Source organism: Thioclava sp. ISO4, assembly GCF_058105145.1.
Genome location: NZ_CM176571.1, coordinates 824,133 through 841,544 on the forward strand (window position 1 = coordinate 824,133; position 17,412 = coordinate 841,544).

Consider the following 17,412-nt stretch of genomic DNA (forward strand, 5'->3'; position numbering starts at 1 on the left):
CGTTCAAGTCCTCACAAGCGCGATCAGGCAGGCGACGACGACGACGGTCAGGCCGATGCGCAGTTTGAGCCACCAGCGCGGCGTATGGCCGAATTTCTGGAACAGCCAGTCGAGCGGCAAAAGCGCGAGGAAGCCCAGGATCAGCACGAAATTCACCGGCATCCCGAGCGCCACGAAGGCGATGAAGAAGATGACCGGAGCGACGGCGAGGAAATAGCCGGTCTCCCATTCCGCGCTCGCGGCGAAGCCCCAGAGGCTGCCCGCCATGAAGCAGAAGATCATCAGACCATAGGCGAGCACCGCCACACGCGGGTCCGCGATGAAGGCGAATTGACCGGTCTGCACGACCAGCACGCCCCAGAGGAACGGGATCAGCCCGGCAAGGCCAAGGAGCAAAGCGCCGCCGGGGATTTTCGGGCCGATTTCGCGCATCACGACGCCTCTCTCAGAACGCGGGGCACCTTGAATTCGATGTCCTCGCGGGCGGTTTCGATCTGGTCGACGGTCAGGTCATAGCGCTGGCGGAAAGCGTCGATCACCTCGTCGATCAGCACTTCCGGCGCGCTCGCACCCGCGGTCACGCCGACCGTCTGCACACCCTCCAGCGCGCGCCAGTCGATATCCGCGGCGCGCTGCACGAGCTGCGAATAGGCGCAACCCGAGGCCTTGCCGACCTCGACCAGACGGCGCGAGTTGGACGAGTTCGGTGCGCCGATCACGAGCAGCGCGTCGATCTGATCGGCCATCGCCTTCACCGATGCCTGACGGTTGGTGGTGGCGTAGCAGATGTCTTCCTTCGCGGGGCCGACGATCTTCGGGAAACGGTCCTTCAGCGCGGCCACGATCGCCGCCGTGTCATCGACCGAGAGCGTGGTCTGGGTGATGAAGGCCAGCCGATCGGGATCGCGCGGCGTGATCTTGGCCACGTCCTCGACCGTCTCGACCAGCAGCACCTCGCCATCGGGCAGCTGCCCCATCGTGCCCAGCACTTCCGGGTGGCCCGCATGGCCGATCATGACCATCTGCAGCCCCTCGTTCGAGTGCCGCTCGGCTTCCTTGTGGACCTTGCTCACCAGCGGGCAGGTCGCATCGACATAGATCATCTCGCGCCGCGACGCCTCGGCGGGGACCGATTTCGGCACACCATGGGCCGAGAAGATCACCGGCCGGTCATCGGGGCATTCGTCGAGCTCTTCCACGAAGACCGCGCCTTGGTCGCGCAGGCTGTCGACGACGTATTTGTTATGCACGATCTCGTGGCGCACATAGACCGGTGCGCCCCATTTCTCGATCGCCATCTCGACGATCTTGATCGCCCGGTCGACGCCCGCGCAAAAGCCGCGCGGGGCCGCCAGATAAAGGGTCAGGGAGGGTTTCATCGCGCGCTCCTTTGTTCGGGTTCAGACCTAAAGCCCCGTCCGCCTCGCGTCCAGAGGCGATCAGCTTGCGAGCTTGATCGCTTCCGCCGTCAGCCATGCCAGCACCGCGTAGCGCCCGGCCTTGGCCACGAAGACCAGCGGAATGAAGAGCCACAGCGACATGCGCAGGATGCCGGAGATCAGGCAGATCAGATCGCCGCCGGGCGCCCAGCTCAGCAATAGCAGCCCGATCCCCCAGCGTTCGAACCAGCGATGGCCCCGCGCGAGCTGTGCCTCGGTCGCGGGAAACCATTTGCGGTCTTTCCAGTGGGTGACGCCCAGTCCGATCACGTAGGTGACGAGCGAGCCGATCGTGTTGCCCACGGCGGCGATGAGGATCATCAGCCAGATATTCTCGGTGCCGAGCGTCTGCAGCGCGACGAATAGGAGCTCCGACTGGAACGGGATCGGCGTCGCGGCCAGAAGCGCCGAGACGAAGAGGCCGAGGAGGGAGACGTTTTCGAGCATAAAGCTTTCCGCGAAAGACAAAGGGCGCGCAGGTGATCTGCACGCCCCTTCAAGCACGAATTACGGGTCGCGTCAGGTCCCGGATCAGCTATCGTCGCCGTTCTCGCCTTCGCGCGGTTCGCGCGGCGGACGCCCGATCACTTCGCGCAGCGCGTCGAGTTCGATGAAATTGTCGGCCTGACGACGCAGCTCGTCGGCGATCATCGGCGGCTGCGAGCGGATCGTCGAGACGACCGAGACGCGGCAACCCTGACGCTGAAGGCTTTCGATCAGCGGCCGGAAATCGCCATCGCCGGAGAACAGCACGATATGATCGAGGCGCGGTGCGAGTTCCATCGCATCGACGGCCAGCTCGATGTCCATGTTGCCCTTCACCTTCCGGCGGCCCATGGAATCCGTGTATTCCTTGGCCGGTTTGGTGACCATCGCGAAGCCGTTGTAGTTCAGCCAGTCAACGAGCGGGCGGATCGGCGAATATTCTTCACTCTCCAGGAGAGCGGTGTAATAAAAGGCGCGTACAAGTTTGCCGCGACGTTCGAATTCTTGTCTCAACAGCTTGTAATCAATATCAAAACCGAGCGCCTTGGCGGCCGCATAAAGATTAGATCCGTCTATGAACAGGGCGAGTCGTTCGTCCTTGTAGAACATACAGTCCTCTTGCACAGGTAGGGTGGACCAATTCGCGCAGGTGCCGATACGGAAAGAAAACGCGCATCTATTTGTCTTGCACAGGCGCGGGGCCGACCAGATTTAATTAGGACATATCGCATTTCGCGAGGGAAACGGAATCTGTCTTTATGGACACTAACTATTTGGTCGCTTTCGGAGCGAATCTACCTAGCCAATTCGGTTCTCCTCGCGCCACGCTCTGCGCCGCGATCGAGCGGCTTGAGCAATTGGGGTTTTCCTTGATCGCCGCCAGTCGTTTCTGGTCGACACCTGCCGTTCCCGAAGGGTCCGGTCCCGATTTCGTGAACGCTTGTTGCAAAATGCGAAGCGGTTTGCAACCGCCTGACGCACTCGCGCAACTTCATGCGGTGGAAGAGGAATTTGGCCGTGTGCGAGAGGGACGCTGGAGCGCACGGGTGGTCGATCTCGATCTGATCGCCTGCGAGGATCGGGTTCTACCGGATCGCGAGGGGTTCCTGCGCTGGAAGAACCTTCCGCCGGAGGCGCAGCAGCGCGAGGCCCCGACCGAGCTGATCTTGCCGCATCCGCGCTTGCAGGACAGGGCTTTCGTGCTGATTCCCCTTGCCGAAATCGCACCGCTCTGGCGCCACCCGATCACAGGCGACAGCGTGATGGAAATGCTCGCCGCCCTTCCCGAGGCGGAAAAATACCCGATTTCCCCTCTGTAACGTGGTCAAAACCCTGCGGACGGGCCGGATGGGCGCTTGTGTTTCTGCACTGCAAAGCCTAAGTAGGGCCCTCAATCCGAGTTCTTCTGGAGAGATTCATGGCCCGCGTGACGGTTGAAGATTGCGTTGACAAGGTTCCGAACCGCTTCGAGCTGGTAATGCTCGCTTCGCATCGTGCCCGCGAAATCGCTGCTGGCGCTCCCCTCACGGTCGAGCGTGACAACGATAAAAACCCCGTCGTCGCTCTGCGCGAAATCGCCGAGGAGACCCAATCGGCCGAGGATCTGCGTGAGCGTCTCATCGAGAGCAACCAGACCCAGATCGAGGTCGACGAGCCCGAAGAGGACTCGATGGCGATGCTCATGGGTGGTGAGACCCCCGATCGTGCCGTCGAAGACGACATGAGCGAAGAGCGTATGCTGCGCGCGCTGATGGACGCGCAGGGGCGCGAGTAATCTACTGATTGGCCGGAACGAGCGCGAATGATCGACGTCGAAGACCTGATCGCGCTCGTCCGCAATTATAATCCCAAGACCGATGCGGATCTGATCCGGAAGGCCTATGCCTACGGAAAAGACATGCATGAAGGGCAGTTCCGGCATTCGGGCGAGCCCTATTTTTCGCATCCCGTCGCGGTGGCGGCGATCCTGACCGAGCAGCGTCTGGACGATGCGACCATTATCACCGCCCTTCTGCACGACACGATCGAAGACACGCGCTCGACCTATGGCGAAGTGTCCGAGATGTTCGGCGAGCAGATTGCCGAGCTGGTTGATGGCGTCACCAAGCTGACCAACCTGCAACTTTCGAACGCGGCCTCGAAACAGGCGGAGAACTTCCGCAAGCTGTTCATGGCGATGTCGAAAGACCTGCGGGTGATCCTCGTGAAACTCGCCGACCGTCTGCACAACATGCGCACGATCCGCTCGATGCGGGCCGAGAAGCAGGCGCAGAAAGCGCGTGAGACGATGGAGATCTACGCGCCGCTCGCAGGCCGGATGGGTATGCAATGGATGCGCGAGGAGCTCGAAGACCTCGCCTTCAAGGTGCTCAACCCCGAGGCGCGCACCTCGATCATTCGCCGCTTCGTCAGTCTGCAGAAGGAAACCGGCGACGTGATCCCGAAGATCACCGCCGACATCCGTGCGCTGCTCGAAGATGAGGATATCGACGCGGACGTGTTCGGGCGCGCGAAGCGGCCCTATTCGATCTGGCGCAAGATGGAGGAGAAGCAGCTCACCTTCTCGCGCCTGTCGGATATCTACGGCTTCCGCGTCATTACCCGCACCGAGATGGACTGCTACCGGGTGCTGGGCCTGATCCACCACCGCTGGCGCGCGGTGCCGACCCGGTTCAAGGATTACATCAGCCAGCCGAAGACCAACGGCTACCGCTCGATCCACACCACCGTTTCGGGGCGTGACGGCAAGCGCGTCGAAGTGCAGATCCGCACCCGGCAGATGCACGAAGTGGCCGAGGCAGGCGTCGCTGCGCACTGGTCCTATCGCGATGGCGAGCGGGCGCAGAACCCCTTTGCGGTCGATCCGGCGAAATGGCTCGCCTCGCTCAGCGAACGGTTCTCGGACCCGGATGGCGATGGCGATCACGAGGAGTTTCTCGAGAACGTCAAACTCGAGATGTATTCCGATCAAGTCTTCTGCTTCACGCCGAAAGGCGATGTGGTGAAGTTGCCCAAGGGCGCAACCCCGATCGATTTCGCCTATGCGATCCACACGCGGATCGGCAATAGCTGCGTCGGCGCGAAGGTCGACGGGATCCGCGTGCCGCTCTGGACCCGGTTGAAGAACGGCCAGTCGGTCGAGGTGATCACCGCCTCGGGCCAGCGTCCGCAGCTGACCTGGCTCGATATAGTGGCGACCGGGCGCGCCAAAGCCGCGATCCGCAAATCGCTGCGCGAGGAAGATCGCGACCGCTTCATCAAGCTGGGGCAGGAACTGGCGCGGGTGGCGTTTGAGCATGTCGGCCGCCGCGTGACCGAAAAGGCGCTGCGCACGGCCGGCAAGGCGCTGGGGATCGGCGATCAGGACGAGGTTCTCGCCCGGCTCGGCTCCGCCGAGCTCGCGGCCTCGGATGTGCTCGACGCGCTTTATCCGGAACTCGCGCAACGCCGCGAAGGCGCCGAGATCGAGCCGACCCGCGCCGTGCTGGGCCTCGCCGCCGATCAAAGCTTCCGCCGCGCCGATTGCTGCCAGCCGCTGCCGGGCGAGCGCATCGTCGGCATCACCTATCGCGGCAAGGGCGTGGTGATCCACGCCATCGACTGTCCCGCGCTTGAAGAGTTCGAGGATCAGCCCGAACGCTGGGTCGATCTGCATTGGAAGACCGGGCAACACCCGCCCGCCTATACCGCGACCCTGAAGGTCACGATCTCGAACGACGCGGGCGTGTTGGGACATATCTGCACATTGATCGGCCAGCAGAAGGCAAATATTTCGGACCTCAACTTCGTGGAGCGCAAGCCGGACTTCTATTCGGTTCTCGTCGAGGTCGAACTGTGCGATGCAGAACATATGCATCGCCTGCTTACCGCCTTGGAGGCGGAGAGCGACGTGGCACAGGTGGAGCGGATCAGAAACCTGTCGCGCAAACCCTGACGCACACGGCGCAGGGTGTAGAAAGGACGGCAGCGTGGTCTTCAGACGGCGCGAAAAACGGGGGGTTTGGGCCAACCTGCGCGAGGCGATCTGGCCGCGTTCGGGCTGGTCCCGGGCTTTCCAATACGTCAAACACCGCGTCAACCGGTTGCCCGACCGCCCGCACCGGATCGCGCGCGGCGTCTGGGCCGGGGTCCTGGTCTCGTTCACGCCGCTTTTCGGATTTCACTTCGTCAGTGCCGCGGCCGTGGCTTGGATCATGCGCGGCAATATCCTCGCCGCGATCCTCGCCACGTTCTTCGGCAATCCGGTTACCTTCCCGATCATCGCGGTCTTCTCGACGAAGCTGGGGCACAAGATCCTCGGCGACCGGCTCGACCATGGTGGAGAGCCGGAAAGCCTGTTGCAGACCTTTCAGGCGGCGAGCCACGATCTGCTGCATAACTTCTGGGCGATGTTCACCCCCGAGCATGCGGAATGGAGCGGACTGGAGCGGTTCTTCACCGATGTCTGGCTGCCCTATCTGATCGGCGGGATCGGACCCGGCGTGATCGCGGCGACGATTTGCTACTACGTGTCGCTGCCCATCATCACAGCCTATCAAAACCGTCGCCGCAGCAAGCTGAAGGCGCGGCTGGAGAAGATGCGGGCGAGGATCAAGCGCGAGGAACGCGCGGCGGCGGGGAAGTCCGAGACTCCCGAGGACTGAGCCGCAGCCGCTGGCGTCAGCTTTGCGCTTCGCCCGCGCCCGCCTCGCTCAGCGCATAGCCGCGCCGTTGCGCCCGGCGACGAAACCGCTCCGCCGCATGGACCGCTTCGCGCAGGTTGGAAAACCACCGCAGACAGGACGCGCCGGTCTGGCCCTGCAGGCCCCATTCGCGCAGCACGGTATATTCCCCGAACAGGTTGTCGGAGACTTCCACGCGATAGAACCGTCGCGACGTCGGCGTGTGAAGAAGGAGATTGAGCATGGCAGTGCCCCTGTATCCCGATTTCGTGAAGTGAATCAGAGCGGGGCAGTTTTGGCCAGCGAAAAGAGGTTAACGCTGCCTCGGACGGGAAAGGGCCGCCCCCGAAGGACGGCCCCAAGCCTATGTTTCACATGGATCAATTCGACGGGGCAGGCGACCAGGTTTTGAGCCCGCCGATCTTTTCCTTGCGGCGTTGATCGGAGGATTTCGACCAATCCCCGCCGAAGGCCGCGGATTCCCAGCTGCCATATTCAGGGTTCGGGAACATGATCCAGTCCTTGCCCCAATTGCCTTTCGTTTTCTCGAGGAAGGTATGGCGTTCGGTGACCGAGCCCTTCGCGCTGTCCGAGAAATCGCCCAGATTGTCGCCCATCAGCAGCACGACTCGGTAATCCTTCGCGACGCTCGCGATCCGGTTCTCCTTGGCCGAGCCCCAGTCGGGCTTTTCCTTCTTCGTCAGGACCGTGTCGACATTGCCGCCCATCGGGAAGCCGAGCTTCTTCATGTTCTCGCGGGTGGCGGGCTCCTCGTCTTTCGTCCGGTTCGAGACGTAGAAGATTTTCACGCCCTTGCTGTCGGCATATTTCAGGAAATCGAGCGCGCCGGGCATCGCCTTGGTGGTTTCGGATTTGACGTAATCCGTCCATTCCTTCGACGAGAACGAGGTGCCGCGCGCAATCAGCGAGGCCTCGTAATTGGAGTTGTCGAGGACGGTTTCATCGAGGTCGGTGATGATCGCGACCGGCTTGCTCTGGAAGCCCTTGCCTTCCTTGTCGGGCGTCGCGGTCCAGCTCTTGTCGGCAAGCGCCTGATCGAGGCGCAGCTTGGCGAGATCGAAAAGCCCGCGCGACACGGCGGCATGCTCGACCGATTGCTGCATCCAGAGCGTCGCGTTGAGCAGGTCGTTCTGCTTGGTGGCTTGCGCGCCGTCCGCGCTGGCGGCGACGGTGCTGAGCGCGAGGGCCGCCGCACTGAGCGCAAGCAAAGGCTTGAAGGTCATATCTGTCTCCCGGTTGGTCTTGTTCGCAACTCGGAATTCAAGCGTCGGATGCGGCGTGCGCGCAAGCGGCGGCAGGGTCACCTTGCCGTGACTTCAGCTCCAACGGACCTCGCCCAGAAAGATGTAGCCCGCGCCGTAGATCGTCTTGATAAGACGTGGATTTTTCGGGTCTTCGCCGAGCTTCGTGCGCAGCCGCGAGATCCGCACATCCATCGCCCGGTCGAAGCTCTCGCCTGCCGCGCCGCCCAAGCTTTCCTGCATCTGCGCGCGGGTGATCAGCCGGTTCGGGCTTTCCAGAAACAGCCGCAGCACTTCCCCTTCGGCATGGGAGAAAGAGGTCTCGGCCCCGTCCTCCGCCACCAGCAGGTAGCGGTCGAAATGCGCGGTCCAGCCTGCGAAATGGGCGGTTTGCGCCTGCGCCGGGCCTTCGCTGCGTCCCTTGCGCAGGCGCGCACGGATGCGGGCCACGACCTCGGCCGGATCGAAGGGTTTGATGATGTAATCATCCGCGCCAAGCTCCAGCCCCGTTACGCGGTCCTGCACCTGCGCGCGGCCCGAGATGATGATGATCGCAGCCCCCGACTCCAGCGCCAGCCGATGCACCAGCGCCAGACCGTCGCGATCGGGCAGGCCCAGATCGACGAGGCAGACATCGGGCGAGGAGCGCTTCAGCCCGGCTTCGAACTCGGTCGCGCGACCGTAGCAGGTCGTGCGGAACCCGGCCTCTTCGAGCGCGTCGGAGAGCATCCGGCGGATTTCGGGCTCGTCGTCGAGGATCGCGACGAGGGGATGGTCGGCACTCATCGAGGCACTCCCGCAAGCAGCGCCGCAAGCTGCGCGGCGGTAAAGGGTTTCTGAAGGACCGGGCAGGGGGCCTGCGCGCGCAGCGCATCGCCCGGCGGCAGCGAGGTCATCAGGATCATGGGAACCTGATTGCGGATTTCGCGGGCAAGATCCACCCCGCTGCGCGGTCCGGGCAGCTGGATATCCGACAGGACCAGCGCGATGTCGGGCAGGTTCAGCAGGGCTTCGGCCTCGGCGATCGTGCCCGCCTCGACGACCGTGTGATCCATCGCGCGCAGCATGTCTCGGGTGCTGGCGCGAATGTCCTCGTCATCCTCGACCAAGAGCACCATCATCGGCGCGGCTTGCCGGGCGGCGGGTTTCAGCGGCAGGCGCATCGTGACGCGCGCGCCGTCCTCGGTATTGGCCAGCCGGATCGTGCCGCCCGCGAGCTTGGTCTGGTCATAGACCATCGACAGGCCGAGCCCGGAGCCCTCATTGCCCTTGGTCGTGAAGAACGGATCGAGCGCATGTTCGAGCGCCTCCTCCGAGAACCCGCCGCCCTGATCGGTCACGGCGATCTCGACCCATGTATCGCGCACCGCGCGGGCCTCGATCCGGATCGTGCCGCCTTCGGCGCGCATCGCGTGATTGGCGTTCAGGATCAGGTTCAGCAGGCTGTCCTGCAAAGGGCCGGGATCGAGCAGGATCGCGTCTTTCAGATCGCTATTGTCGAAATCGAGCGTCACCGGATCATGCAGCGTCGGCCCCGCCATCGCGGCGAGATCGTCGAAGAGATCGTCCAGCACCACCGCCTGCGGGCGCAGCTCGCGCGGGCCCGAGATCGCGGCGATCCGGTCGAGAAGCGTGCCGCCGCGCCGGGCCGCGCCAAGGGTCGCCCGGATCGCGTCCTGCGCGTCGGCGGGCAGCCCCTCCATCCGTTCGAGCCGCCCCTGCAGACCGAGGATGATGGTCAGCAGATTGGCGAAGTCATGCGCGAGCCCCGACGACAGCTGTGCGGCCAATTCGCGCTTCGCGGATTGCGCGAGTGCTGCCCGGGCCTGCGCCTCATGCGTGACGTCGGTGGAGAGGATATAGACCCCGCTCACCTCGTTCTTGCTGGCAAGATCGGGGGTCAGCGCGACGCGGATACGCCGGCCCGACGGATCATGCGTGATCTCGACGACGCTCGCCTCGCCCGCCAGCGCGCGCCGGAACCCGGGGGTGATCTTGCGATAGGTCTCGGGGCCGAGCGCCTCGCTCGCGTGGTGGCCGACCGCATTGGCGAGCGATCCGGGCATCACGGTCGACAGGCGCCGGTTGGAAAAGGTGTAGATCAGGTTGCGATCGACGCGCGCGATATGGGCGGGCATCATCTCGGTCACCTGCCGTGTGCGGGCCTCGGTGATGGCCAGCTGGCGCGAGGTCTCCTCCAGCGCCATGTTCGTCGCGGCCAGTTCACGGTTCGCCGCCGCCAGCGCCTCGGCATGGTCAAGCAACTGGCCCGAGAGTTCCTCGGAACGCGCGCGCAACAGCGCCTCGTGCCGCTTCACCGGCGTGATATCGGTATAGACCGTGACCCAGCCGCCTTCGGGCAACGGCGCGCCTTCGACCGAGATCGTGCGACCGTTCGCTCGCTGGCGCTCCATGTAATGGGCCTCGAAGGCGCGGGCGGTCTCGACCCGCTCGCGGACGGCGGCCTCGATATCATCGACCTCGCCATATTCGCCCCGCGTGACGAGGAAGCGAATCGTATCCTCGAAGGTGGTGCCCGGCTGGGCCAGCGTGTCGGGCAGGTCGAACATCAGCTGATATTGCCGGTTCGACACGGCCAGCCGCAGATCGCTGTCGAAGATCGACAGCGCCTGTCCGATCAGGTTCAGCCCCGCCTGTGTCAGCCGCTCGCGGCTTGTTTCGCTCACCTCGCCCCTCCCGCTCCTTGGCTTTTGCTACCATTGGCGGGCGGCGCGGCAAAGCGTGTTTCGCTGCGCAGCGAAGTCGTAAGAATTCGTTACAATCACGAAAAGATCACGAAAACTTTGACATGGACTGTCGAGCCATGCCGAACTGTGCGCGGAGGAGCGCCCGGGGCGGTCGAGGGACGCCGGACATACCGGCGCGAGGGAGGAAAATTTGGCTGACGCAGTCGCGAAGGGGCAGGAGTCTGCCCAATCGATTCCTGCGCTTTTGGCGCGGAACGTGGCCCGATATGGTGGCTACCCCGCCTATCGCGAAAAGGAATTCGGGATCTGGCAGAGCTGGAGCTGGGCCGAAGCGGCCGAGGAAATCCGCGCGATGGCGCTGGGCTTCCTGAGCCTCGGCGTGGAACGGGGCGATTATATCGCCATCATCGGGCGCAATCGCCCCATGCATTATTGGTCGATGGTCGCGGCGCAGATGTGCGGTGCGATTCCGGTGCCGCTCTATCAGGACGCGGCGGCCGACGAGATGGCCTATGTGATGGAGCATTGCGGCGCGCGCTTCGTCGTCTGCGGCGATCAGGAGCAGGTCGACAAGATCGTCGAGATCGAGGACCGCATCCACGCGATCACCCATGTCACCTACACCGACAAGCGCGGCATGCGGAAATACGACCATTCGCGCATGAACGCGCTGGAGGACGTGCAGGCCGAGGGCCGCGCGGGTCATTCGCGCTACGAGGCCGAGTTGGACAAGCGCATCGCCGAGCTGACCTATGACAGCACCTGCGTGATGCTCTACACCTCGGGCACGACGGGCAAGCCGAAGGGCGTGGTCCTGTCGAACCGCAATATCATCGAGACCGCCAAGGCGTCCTCGGAATTCGATCACCTGAACCATAATGACGAGGTTCTGGCCTACCTGCCGATGGCATGGGTGGGCGATTTCATCTTCTCGATCGGGCAGGCCTATTGGTCGGGCTTCACCGTGAACTGCCCGGAAAGCCCCGAGACGATGATGATCGACCTGCGCGAGATCGGGCCGACCTATTTCTTCGCGCCGCCGCGGGTCTTCGAGAACCAGCTGACCTCGGTGATGATCCGCATGGAAGACGCGGGCAAGCTGAAGAAGAAGCTGTTCGACCATTACATGAAGGTCGCGCGCGACGTCGGTCCCGACATTCTCGACGGCAAGCCCGTCAGCTTCGGCAAGCGGATGTCCTATGCGCTGGGAAATTTCTTCGTCTATGGCCCGCTCAAGAACACGCTGGGCTTCTCGCGCATCCGCGTCGGCTACACGGCGGGCGAGGCGATCGGGCCGGAGATCTTCTCCTTCTACCGCTCGCTCGGGATCAACCTGAAGCAGCTCTACGGTCAGACCGAAGCTTCGGTCTTCATCACCCAGCAGCCCGATGGCGAAGTGCGCGCCGATACGGTGGGCGTGCCGTCTCCGGGCGTCGAGGTGAAGATCGCAGACAATGGCGAAGTCTTCTATCGCAGCCCCGGCACCTTCGTGGAGTATTACAAGAACGCTGAGAGCACGGCCTCGACCAAGGATCCGGAAGGCTGGGTCGCCACCGGCGATGCGGGCTTCTTCGAGGAAGACACCGGGCATCTGCGGATCATCGACCGCGCGAAGGACGTGGGCAAGATGGCCGACGGTCGCCTGTTCGCGCCGAAATATGTCGAGAACAAGCTGAAATTCTACCCCTCGATCCTCGAGGCGGTGGTGTTCGGTGCGGGCAAGGACCGGTGCACGGCCTTCATCAATATCGACCTCACTGCGGTCGGCAACTGGGCCGAGCGCAACAACATCTCCTACGCCTCCTATCAGGAGCTTGCGGGCCATCCGCGCGTCTATGAGATGATCCGCGAGCATGTCGAAGAGGTGAACGAAAGCATCGCCGAAGACCCGATGCTCTCGGGCTGTCAGGTCCATCGCTTCCTGATCCTGCACAAGGAACTCGACGCCGATGACGGCGAGATGACCCGCACCCGCAAGGTGCGCCGCAACGTGATCGCCGAGAAGTTCAACGACCTGATCGAGGCGCTCTATGACGGGCGTGACGAGATCTACACCGAAACGGAAGTGACCTACGAGGACGGGCGCAAAGGCTCGATCAAGGCGACGCTGAAGATCGCCGACGCGAAGGTCGTGGCCCCGAAACAGATGGCGGAGGCGGCGGAATGAAAGACATGAACGAAGGTTACGTCACCGCCGACGGCCGCCAGATCGGCGGGGTCATCATGGAGATGAAGAACATCACGCTGCGCTTCGGCGGGGTGGTGGCGATCAAGGACATCTCCTTCGACATCCGCGAAGGTGAGATCCGCGCGATCATCGGTCCGAACGGCGCGGGGAAATCCTCGATGCTGAACGTCATCTCGGGCTTCTACATCCCGACCGAGGGCGAGGTGTTCTACAAGGGCGTCAAGCGCGGGCCGATGAAACCCTATCAGGTCGCGCGCCTCGGTATCGCGCGCACCTTCCAGAACATCGCGCTGTTCGACGGCATGTCGGTGCTCGACAACATCATGACCGGGCGGCTGACCCATATGAAGAAGGGTCTCATGTCGCAGGCGGGCTGGTGGTGGACGGGTGCCGCCGCCGAGGAGCACGAGAACCGCGAGAAGGTCGAGAAGATCATCGACTTTCTCGAGATCCAGAATATCCGGAAAACGCCGGTGGGGCGTCTGCCTTACGGCCTGAAGAAGCGGGTGGAGCTGGCGCGTGCGTTGGCCGCCGAGCCGAAGATCCTGCTGCTCGACGAGCCGATGGCCGGGATGAACGTCGAAGAGAAAGAGGACATGAGCCGCTTCATCCTCGACGTGAACGACGAGTTCGGCACCACCATCGTCCTGATCGAACACGATATGGGCGTCGTGATGGACCTCTCCGACCGGGTCGTCGTGATGGATTACGGCAAGAAGATCGGTGACGGCACGCCCGACGAGGTGCGCAGCAATCAAGACGTGATCGACGCCTATCTGGGGGTGGCCCATGACTGAGACCATCCGCATCGCAATTCAGACATCGGAGGCGCGTCATGCCTGATATCGTTCTCTATGCCGCCGAGGTGACGCTGAACGGCCTGATGGCAGGGGTGCTCTATGCGCTCGTGGCGCTGGGCTTCGTGCTGATCTTCAAAGCCTCTGGCATCTTCAACTACGCGCAGGGCGTGCTCGCGCTCTTCGCGGCGCTGACGCTGGTCGGCATCCAGAAGGGGCAAGTGCCCTTCGCCCATCTCATCAACGCAATGACGGGCAATCACTACACGAATTTCCCGTGGGAGGTTCCGGCAATCGTCGCGATCCTGCTGGCGGCGGCCGTGATGGTCGTGCTCGCGATCATCATCGAGAAAGTGGTGCTCAAGCATCTGGTGAACCAGGCGCCGATCATCCTCTTCATGGCGACGATCGGGATGGCCTATTTCCTCGAAGGCTTCGGGGACGTGATGTGGGGTTCGGACATCAAGACGCTCGATGTGGGGCTGCCGCAGGGCATCAACGAGACCATCGACACCGTCACCTACAACATGTTCGGCTACGGCTTCTTCATCGACAATCTCGATATCGTGGCGGCGATCGTCGCGGTGCTGCTGGTGTCGGCGCTGACCGTGTTCTCGCAATACTCCAAGCAGGGCCGGGCGCTGCGCGCGGTGGCCGACGATCACCAGGCCGCGCTGTCGGTCGGGATCTCGCTGCGCTTCATCTGGATCCTCGTCTGGTCCATCGCGGGCTTCGTGGCGCTGGTCGCGGGCATCATGTGGGGCTCGAAATCGGGTGTGCAGTTCTCGCTGTCGCTGATCGCGCTCAAGGCGCTTCCAGTGCTGATGCTGGGTGGCTTCACCTCGATCCCGGGCGCCATCGTCGGCGGTCTGATTATCGGTGTGGGCGAGAAACTGTTCGAACTGCTGATCGGGGCCCCCTTCCTGGGTGGCGCGACCGAGAACTGGTTCGCCTATGTCCTCGCGCTCGTCTTCCTCGTCTTCCGGCCGCAGGGCCTGTTCGGCGAGAAGATCATCGAGAGGGTCTGACCGATGATCACGACGCTTTCACGTCACGGTGAAAAATTCCTTGATCGAGCCGCAGGGGTGCGACAAGCTGCCACATGTCGTGGCGTCAAGGGGAGGGGAGCCCAGTGTCGTCGCGCTGATGTGACGATCATTGGGAGGACCGTTACCGATGAAGACCTGTGCAACCGTGTTCACGATTGGCTGGGGAGCCGCGCTCGCATTCGGATGGATCGCGCTGGCAGCGCCGCCGGAAGAACCGACCACCTTGCAAACACTGAATATCGTGCTGGCCGCCCTGGGGGCGGGAGCCGGGCTCTGGGCCTGGGTGAGGATCCGGCGCGGCAACTGCTGACGGGAGACGACGCGCTCTCCCTGACGAAAGGGAGAGGCTGATGTTTTACCGCGAAGCAGGTGATTTCAAGACATCCTACCGGGAGGACAGTCAGACCTTTCCGATCAAATTCGACCGGTTGCGCTACTACGCAGTGCTGGCGGTCGCTTTCGGGATCGTGCCGCTGTTCATCAATGACTACTGGGCGAACGCGGTCGCGGTGCCCTTCCTGATCTACGCAATCGCGGCGATCGGGCTGAATATCCTCGTGGGCTATGCCGGTCAGGTCAGCCTTGGCACCGGGGGCTTCATGGCGGTGGGCGCTTATGCCGTCTACAAGCTGATGACGGCCTTCCCCGACGTATCGATCTTCATCCATGTGATCCTTGCAGGCTTTATCACCGCCGCCGTCGGCGTGATATTCGGCCTGCCGAGCCTGCGCATCAAAGGCTTCTACCTCGCGGTGGCGACGCTGGCGGCGCAGTTCTTCCTCGTCTGGCTCTTCAACAAGGTGCCGTGGTTCTACAACTACTCGGCCTCGGGTCAGATCAACGCGCCCGAGCGCACCGTCTTCGGCGTCTTCGTCACCGGCGCGCAGACCTCGGCGATGGCGAAATACATGTTCTGCCTCGTGATGCTGACGCTGGTGGCGCTGGTCGCGCGCAACCTGACGCGCGGCACGGTGGGGCGCAAATGGATGGCGATCCGCGACATGGATATCGCCGCCGAGATCATCGGGGTGAACCCGCTGACGACGAAACTGTCGGCCTTTGCGGTCAGCTCCTTCTTCATCGGCATCGCCGGCGCGCTGTTCTTCGCAGTCTACCTGGGCGCGGCAGAAGTGGGCGAAGCCTTCGGCATCCAGAAGTCCTTCCTGATCCTCTTCATGGTGATCATCGGCGGTCTGGGCTCGATCTTCGGCTCGTTTGCGGGCGCTGCCTTCCTCGTGCTGCTGCCGGTCTTCCTCAAGAACGTGCTCGTCGGCACGCTCGGTTGGCCCACGGACCTCGCCGCGCATATCGAGCTGATGATCGTGGGCGGGCTGATCGTGGCCTTCCTGATCGCGGAGCCGCATGGCCTCGCGCAGCTCTGGCGCGTCGCGAAAGAAAAACTCCGGCTTTGGCCCTTCCCGCACTGACGGCCGGGCCGCCCAACACAAAGAACCGGGACACGCCCGGCGCAACACTCGAACATTCTGGGAGGAGAACCGAATGAAGAAGACCCTAACCGCACTGGTCGCGGCGGCGATGACGCTGACCACGGCCCCGGCTTTCGCCGAACTGGTGGTGCCGAACCTCAGCTATCGCACCGGGCCCTATGCCGCGAACGGCATCCCCTACGCCGATGGCTTCAACGACTATTTCACCCTGCTCAACGAGCGTGACGGCGGCATCGGCGGCGAGATGGTTGCGACCCCCGAATGCGAAACCGCCTACAACACCGAGAAGGGCGTCGAATGCTACGAGTCGACCAAGGGCGAAGGCGCGCTGGCCTATAACCCGCTCTCGACCGGCATCACCTATCAGCTGATCCCGAAGGTCACCGCTGACGGCATCACGCTCTACACCCCGGGCTACGGCCGCACCTCGGCTGCGAACGGCAAGGTGTTCAAGTGGGTCTTCAACTTCCCGGCCAACTACTGGGATGGCGCCTCGGTCGCGATCAAATATATCATCGATCAGGAAGGTGGCGACATCAGCGGCAAGAAAATCGCGCTGGTCTATCACAACTCCGCCTATGGCAAGGAGCCGATCCGCACGCTCGAAGAGCTGGCCAAGAAGCACGGTTTCGAGCTGTCGACCCTGCCCGTCGACCACCCCGGTCAGGAGCAGAAGTCGCAATGGCTGCAGATCCGTCGTGACAAGCCCGACTATGTCCTGATGTGGGGCTGGGGCGTCATGAACCAGGTCGCCATCCAGGAAGCCGTGAACATCCGCTTCCCGATGGATCACTTCATCGGCGTCTGGTGGTCGGGTTCGGAGAACGACGTGGCTCCGGCAGGCGACAAGGCCTCGGGTTACAAGGCGCTCTCGTTCCACGGCACCGGCATGGACTACCCGGTCTATGCGGACCTCAAGCAATATGTCGTCGATGCCGGCAAGGCGTCGGGCGCAGGCGATCAGGTCGGCACGATGCTCTATTCGCGCGGCATGTACGCGGCGATGATCATCTCGGAAGCGATCCGCAAGGCGCAGGAGATGGCCGGCAAGTCGAACGTCAACGCCGCTGAAGTGCGCGACGGTTTCGAAAACCTCGACCTCACCGAAGCCCGTCTGGAAGAGCTCGGCCTGCCGAACTTCGCCCAGCCGATCAAGGCGAGCTGCGAGAACCACGGTGGCCCCGGCTCCGCGAAGGTCTTCCAGTGGGATGCCGGTGCGAAGAAGTGGAACGAAGCCTCTGACTGGATCGAATCCGACAAGGACGTGCTGAACCCGCTGATCGAAGAAGATTCCGCAGCCTTCGCTTCGGAAAACAACATCACCGACCAGTGTAACTGATCGAAAACGGCCTCCGGCGCGCGCCGCCGGGGGCC

Annotated in this window: 18 protein-coding genes; 10 read left to right on the top strand and 8 right to left on the bottom strand. The window is 63.1% G+C overall.

The window, feature by feature from the left end; genetic code table 11:
• Positions 1-3: 3 nt before the first annotated feature.
• From AC2TZ7_RS04205 to AC2TZ7_RS04220, 4 genes are all read right to left on the bottom strand, one after another.
• Positions 4-432 carry a DUF3429 domain-containing protein gene (locus tag AC2TZ7_RS04205; RefSeq protein ID WP_078570792.1) on the bottom strand — a complete coding sequence of 143 codons (429 nt, stop codon included), beginning with the start codon at positions 430-432 and terminating at the stop codon, positions 4-6.
• Positions 432-1,379, bottom strand: a complete 948-nt coding sequence (gene ispH / locus AC2TZ7_RS04210; RefSeq protein ID WP_489866004.1) for a 4-hydroxy-3-methylbut-2-enyl diphosphate reductase — start codon at positions 1,377-1,379, stop codon at positions 432-434. Before ispH ends, AC2TZ7_RS04205 begins: the two co-directional genes overlap by 1 nt.
• A gap of 60 nt (positions 1,380-1,439) precedes the next feature.
• Positions 1,440-1,886, bottom strand: a complete 447-nt coding sequence (locus tag AC2TZ7_RS04215) for a YqaA family protein (RefSeq protein ID WP_489866005.1) — start codon at positions 1,884-1,886, stop codon at positions 1,440-1,442.
• 84 nt (positions 1,887-1,970) lie between these two features.
• Positions 1,971-2,534, bottom strand: coding sequence for a LabA-like NYN domain-containing protein (locus AC2TZ7_RS04220; protein ID WP_489866006.1), 564 nt, complete (start codon positions 2,532-2,534; stop codon positions 1,971-1,973).
• Positions 2,535-2,683: 149 nt separating this feature from the next.
• On the opposite strand from AC2TZ7_RS04220, the gene folK reads away from it, so the two are divergent.
• From folK to AC2TZ7_RS04240, 4 genes are all read left to right on the top strand, one after another.
• Complete coding sequence (gene folK / locus AC2TZ7_RS04225) at positions 2,684-3,244, top strand: 2-amino-4-hydroxy-6-hydroxymethyldihydropteridine diphosphokinase (RefSeq protein ID WP_489866007.1); 561 nt, start codon at positions 2,684-2,686, stop codon at positions 3,242-3,244.
• 98 nt (positions 3,245-3,342) lie between these two features.
• Positions 3,343-3,699 carry a DNA-directed RNA polymerase subunit omega gene (rpoZ, locus tag AC2TZ7_RS04230; RefSeq protein WP_098409730.1) on the top strand — a complete coding sequence of 119 codons (357 nt, stop codon included), beginning with the start codon at positions 3,343-3,345 and terminating at the stop codon, positions 3,697-3,699.
• 27 nt (positions 3,700-3,726) lie between these two features.
• Complete coding sequence (locus tag AC2TZ7_RS04235) at positions 3,727-5,859, top strand: RelA/SpoT family protein (protein ID WP_489866008.1); 2,133 nt, start codon at positions 3,727-3,729, stop codon at positions 5,857-5,859.
• Between the two features lie 34 nt (positions 5,860-5,893).
• On the top strand, positions 5,894-6,568 hold the full coding sequence (locus AC2TZ7_RS04240; protein WP_489866009.1) for a DUF2062 domain-containing protein: 675 nt from the start codon (positions 5,894-5,896) through the stop codon (positions 6,566-6,568).
• A gap of 16 nt (positions 6,569-6,584) precedes the next feature.
• Here AC2TZ7_RS04240 and AC2TZ7_RS04245 read toward each other — a convergent pair whose 3' ends face one another.
• The 4 genes from AC2TZ7_RS04245 to AC2TZ7_RS04260 all read right to left on the bottom strand — a co-directional run bounded on the left by AC2TZ7_RS04245 (position 6,585) and on the right by AC2TZ7_RS04260 (position 10,535).
• Positions 6,585-6,830 (bottom strand): WGR domain-containing protein, encoded by a 246-nt coding sequence (locus AC2TZ7_RS04245; RefSeq protein WP_098409733.1) that lies wholly within the window; start codon positions 6,828-6,830, stop codon positions 6,585-6,587.
• A gap of 136 nt (positions 6,831-6,966) precedes the next feature.
• Positions 6,967-7,830, bottom strand: a complete 864-nt coding sequence (locus tag AC2TZ7_RS04250) for a 5'-nucleotidase, lipoprotein e(P4) family (protein ID WP_489866010.1) — start codon at positions 7,828-7,830, stop codon at positions 6,967-6,969.
• 93 nt (positions 7,831-7,923) lie between these two features.
• Positions 7,924-8,634 (bottom strand): response regulator transcription factor, encoded by a 711-nt coding sequence (locus AC2TZ7_RS04255; RefSeq protein WP_078541712.1) that lies wholly within the window; start codon positions 8,632-8,634, stop codon positions 7,924-7,926.
• Positions 8,631-10,535 (bottom strand): hybrid sensor histidine kinase/response regulator, encoded by a 1,905-nt coding sequence (locus AC2TZ7_RS04260; protein WP_489866011.1) that lies wholly within the window; start codon positions 10,533-10,535, stop codon positions 8,631-8,633. Before AC2TZ7_RS04260 ends, AC2TZ7_RS04255 begins: the two co-directional genes overlap by 4 nt.
• Positions 10,536-10,746: 211 nt before the next feature.
• On the opposite strand from AC2TZ7_RS04260, the gene AC2TZ7_RS04265 reads away from it, so the two are divergent.
• The 6 genes from AC2TZ7_RS04265 to AC2TZ7_RS04290 all read left to right on the top strand — a co-directional run bounded on the left by AC2TZ7_RS04265 (position 10,747) and on the right by AC2TZ7_RS04290 (position 17,377).
• Positions 10,747-12,723: a long-chain fatty acid--CoA ligase gene (locus tag AC2TZ7_RS04265; protein ID WP_489866012.1), complete on the top strand. Its 1,977-nt coding sequence runs from the start codon at positions 10,747-10,749 to the stop codon at positions 12,721-12,723.
• A complete protein-coding gene (locus tag AC2TZ7_RS04270; protein WP_098409737.1) occupies positions 12,720-13,541 on the top strand; it encodes an ABC transporter ATP-binding protein in 822 nt (273 codons plus the stop codon). Before AC2TZ7_RS04265 ends, AC2TZ7_RS04270 begins: the two co-directional genes overlap by 4 nt.
• A 38-nt stretch (positions 13,542-13,579) precedes the next feature.
• A complete protein-coding gene (locus tag AC2TZ7_RS04275) occupies positions 13,580-14,569 on the top strand; it encodes a branched-chain amino acid ABC transporter permease (RefSeq protein WP_098409738.1) in 990 nt (329 codons plus the stop codon).
• A 148-nt stretch (positions 14,570-14,717) separates the two neighbouring features.
• The gene (locus tag AC2TZ7_RS04280) at positions 14,718-14,900 is read left to right on the top strand and encodes a hypothetical protein (RefSeq protein WP_078541717.1); all 183 of its coding nucleotides are present in this window, start codon (positions 14,718-14,720) and stop codon (positions 14,898-14,900) included.
• A 40-nt stretch (positions 14,901-14,940) separates the two neighbouring features.
• Entirely contained in the window at positions 14,941-16,017 is a 1,077-nt protein-coding gene (locus AC2TZ7_RS04285) for a branched-chain amino acid ABC transporter permease (RefSeq protein ID WP_134330141.1), read from the top strand.
• Between the two features lie 73 nt (positions 16,018-16,090).
• The gene (locus tag AC2TZ7_RS04290) at positions 16,091-17,377 is read left to right on the top strand and encodes an ABC transporter substrate-binding protein (RefSeq protein WP_489866013.1); all 1,287 of its coding nucleotides are present in this window, start codon (positions 16,091-16,093) and stop codon (positions 17,375-17,377) included.
• The last annotated feature ends 35 nt before the right edge of the window (positions 17,378-17,412 follow it).

Excerpts from the sequence above, each read along its gene's own strand:
- AC2TZ7_RS04205 (WP_078570792.1), bottom strand. The coding sequence starts at position 432 with ATGCGCGAAATCGGCCCGAAAATCCCCGGCGGCGCTTTGCTCCTTGGC.
- ispH (WP_489866004.1), bottom strand. The coding sequence starts at position 1,379 with ATGAAACCCTCCCTGACCCTTTATCTGGCGGCCCCGCGCGGCTTTTGC.
- AC2TZ7_RS04215 (WP_489866005.1), bottom strand. The coding sequence starts at position 1,886 with ATGCTCGAAAACGTCTCCCTCCTCGGCCTCTTCGTCTCGGCGCTTCTG.
- AC2TZ7_RS04220 (WP_489866006.1), bottom strand. The coding sequence starts at position 2,534 with ATGTTCTACAAGGACGAACGACTCGCCCTGTTCATAGACGGATCTAAT.
- folK (WP_489866007.1), top strand. The coding sequence starts at position 2,684 with ATGGACACTAACTATTTGGTCGCTTTCGGAGCGAATCTACCTAGCCAA.
- rpoZ (WP_098409730.1), top strand. The coding sequence starts at position 3,343 with ATGGCCCGCGTGACGGTTGAAGATTGCGTTGACAAGGTTCCGAACCGC.
- AC2TZ7_RS04235 (WP_489866008.1), top strand. The coding sequence starts at position 3,727 with ATGATCGACGTCGAAGACCTGATCGCGCTCGTCCGCAATTATAATCCC.
- AC2TZ7_RS04245 (WP_098409733.1), bottom strand. The coding sequence starts at position 6,830 with ATGCTCAATCTCCTTCTTCACACGCCGACGTCGCGACGGTTCTATCGC.
- AC2TZ7_RS04250 (WP_489866010.1), bottom strand. The coding sequence starts at position 7,830 with ATGACCTTCAAGCCTTTGCTTGCGCTCAGTGCGGCGGCCCTCGCGCTC.
- AC2TZ7_RS04255 (WP_078541712.1), bottom strand. The coding sequence starts at position 8,634 with ATGAGTGCCGACCATCCCCTCGTCGCGATCCTCGACGACGAGCCCGAA.
- AC2TZ7_RS04270 (WP_098409737.1), top strand. The coding sequence starts at position 12,720 with ATGAAAGACATGAACGAAGGTTACGTCACCGCCGACGGCCGCCAGATC.
- AC2TZ7_RS04275 (WP_098409738.1), top strand. The coding sequence starts at position 13,580 with ATGCCTGATATCGTTCTCTATGCCGCCGAGGTGACGCTGAACGGCCTG.
- AC2TZ7_RS04280 (WP_078541717.1), top strand. The coding sequence starts at position 14,718 with ATGAAGACCTGTGCAACCGTGTTCACGATTGGCTGGGGAGCCGCGCTC.
- AC2TZ7_RS04285 (WP_134330141.1), top strand. The coding sequence starts at position 14,941 with ATGTTTTACCGCGAAGCAGGTGATTTCAAGACATCCTACCGGGAGGAC.
- AC2TZ7_RS04290 (WP_489866013.1), top strand. The coding sequence starts at position 16,091 with ATGAAGAAGACCCTAACCGCACTGGTCGCGGCGGCGATGACGCTGACC.